We start from the raw sequence: 2,056 nt of genomic DNA, 5'->3' as shown, positions 1-2,056 counted from the left end.
TACCTGGTCGCCGCGGCCACGGCGCCGGTCCCGTCATCGCGCACCTGGGACATCGGCGGACCCGACGTGCTCGAGTACGGCGACATGATGCGCGTCTACGCCGACGTGGCGGGGCTGGGCAAGCGCTATCTGATCGTGTTGCCGTTCCTGACGCCGACGATCGCCAGCCTCTGGGTGGGGACCGTGACACCGATCCCGCCGGGGCTGGCGCGGCCGCTGATCGAATCGCTGGAGTGCGACGCGGTCATGCGCAACCACGACGTCGACGGCATCATCGAACCGCCGCCCGGCGGCCTGACCGGCTATCGCCGGTCCGTCGAACTGGCGCTCGAGCGGGCCGCGCGGGGCGTCCCGGAACCCTCGTGGTCGTCGCTGCGGTCCGAACCGGCCGAGGCGCTGCCCAGCGACCCGGACTGGGCGGGCGAGATCGTCTACACCGATCTGCGCACCGCCGAAACCGCCACCGAACCCGCCGACGTCTGGCGGGCGGCGGAGGCCGCCGTGAATTCACGGGCGGGCGGTTGGCGGGTGGAGGAGCGCGCGGCGGGGGCCCTGCTACGGCTGCGCTCCACCAAGCGGGCGCCGGGACGGGAGTGGCTCGAGATCGCGGTCACGCGGCGGGACGGCCGCGGCAGTCGCTACACCCAGCGATCCATCTTTTTGCCGCGGGGCATCCCTGGGCGGGTGTACTGGTTCTTCGCGCGGCCCGCGCACAACGCCGCGATGCGGGCGCTGGCCCGCGAGGTCGCCGGCTCGGCTGGCTCCTAGACGCCGAACATCGGGGGCAGCACAAGAACCATGATCAGCCCCCACACCAGGTGGGTGAGCACCGGCGCGAGGACCCCGCCGGTCGCCCTGCGTTCGAACGCGCACACCGTCCCCAGGATCACGGCGGCGAACCCGAGCATCGGGTTGCCACTGGCCAGCGTCGCGATCGTGTAGAGGATCGTCGAGATCAACACGGGGTGATACCGGCCCAGGGCCGTGTAGAGCGCGCCGCGAAAGAAGACTTCCTCCGCGACGCCGTTGACGAGCGTGATCGCCACGATCACCGGATACCACCCGTGATGGGCGTATTCCAGCACCCGGGTGATCAGCTCGGCCACGGGCGTGATCTCCCGGGCGATCAGCCCGCCCACCACGAAGATCGCGCCGAGCAGCAGGCCGATCCCCGTCCCGGTGATGACCGGCCGCTGGTTGCGGCCGCGCCAGCAGATGCCACCCAGGTGCAGCGGGCCGGAGGCGAACGCGCCGGCGACCCACACCCCCGCCAGCGCCAACGTCAGCCAGTAGAAGCTGGAGTCGCCCGGATGGCGCCGCAACGAAAACCCGAGCACCACGGCACCGAGGACCACGGTGATGGCCACGATGACCCGCCGACGCCGCACGACTACGGGCGACTCATGATGCGGCACGGCGACTTTGGTGAGAGCCCGGCGCAGCTCGGACAGCGTGCCGGTGGCGGGCGAGGCGGTTGACTGGCTCATGCGGGACGCACCTTCGGGGTCAAGGCGATCAGGAGGTCGAGTCCGGTTCGAAGCGCTCCGGCCAGCGGACCCGGGACCATGTTGACAAGCCCCAGAGCCGGCCGCGCGACCGGTGGGGTGAGCCGCCGCGCGACGTGGCGGATGCGCCGCGCGTCACCGCCGGCCCACACGGGGTCGGTGTTGGCCAGGTGATGGGGGTCGGCCAGGGCGTTGACCGGGGACGGGCGATGGGGCTGATCGGCCAAGGCTAGGGCAATGGCGTCCTCGACGCCGAGCAACCCACCGGGCGGGTCGGGCACTCGGTCGCGAAGGTCGGTCTCGGACGCCGTCATCGGGTGGTCCAGCGACTCGACCAGATCGCCGGCCAGCCCCGGTGGCACCGGCAGCGCGACGCCGGTGACCAGCGACGCCAGCCCGGTGTCGACCCTGCCAACCGACAATCCGGCATGCCATCTCCCCGAGATCCGCGCGTACGTTTTGAGCAGCTCACGGTAGGACGTGGTGTCCGGGCCGGCGATGTCGTACGCGCCCGCCGGCAACAGGCCGGGATCGGCCGCGGCGACCAGGTA

At 71.7% G+C, this 2,056-nt stretch carries 2 protein-coding genes and 1 pseudogene; 1 reads left to right on the top strand and 2 read right to left on the bottom strand.

Features of this window, described 5'->3' with window-relative positions; translation table 11 throughout:
- A partial coding sequence (locus A5691_RS07650) for a DUF2867 domain-containing protein (protein ID WP_156675575.1) occupies positions 1–768 on the top strand: 768 nt, incomplete at its 5' end.
- On the opposite strand, the gene A5691_RS07645 is transcribed toward A5691_RS07650, so the two are convergent.
- Both A5691_RS07645 and A5691_RS07640 read right to left on the bottom strand, forming a co-directional pair.
- A complete protein-coding gene (locus A5691_RS07645) occupies positions 765–1,487 on the bottom strand; it encodes a CPBP family intramembrane glutamic endopeptidase (protein ID WP_067755865.1) in 723 nt (240 codons plus the stop codon). The genes A5691_RS07650 and A5691_RS07645 overlap by 4 nt on opposite strands.
- Positions 1,484–2,056: pseudogene (locus A5691_RS07640) on the bottom strand (NAD-dependent epimerase); the annotation flags it as partial. The gene A5691_RS07645 and the pseudogene A5691_RS07640, both read right to left, overlap by 4 nt.

It is taken from the genome of Mycobacterium sp. E183 (genome assembly GCF_001667735.1).
Classification (GTDB): domain Bacteria; phylum Actinomycetota; class Actinomycetes; order Mycobacteriales; family Mycobacteriaceae; genus Mycobacterium.
The sequence above is the reverse complement of the archived record's forward strand: the minus strand, read 5'-3'. Positions and strand labels throughout refer to the sequence as shown.

Coding starts and splice junctions, on each gene's coding strand:
- A5691_RS07645 (WP_067755865.1), bottom strand. CDS start 1,487: ATGAGCCAGTCAACCGCCTCGCCCGCCACCGGCACGCTGTCCGAGCTG.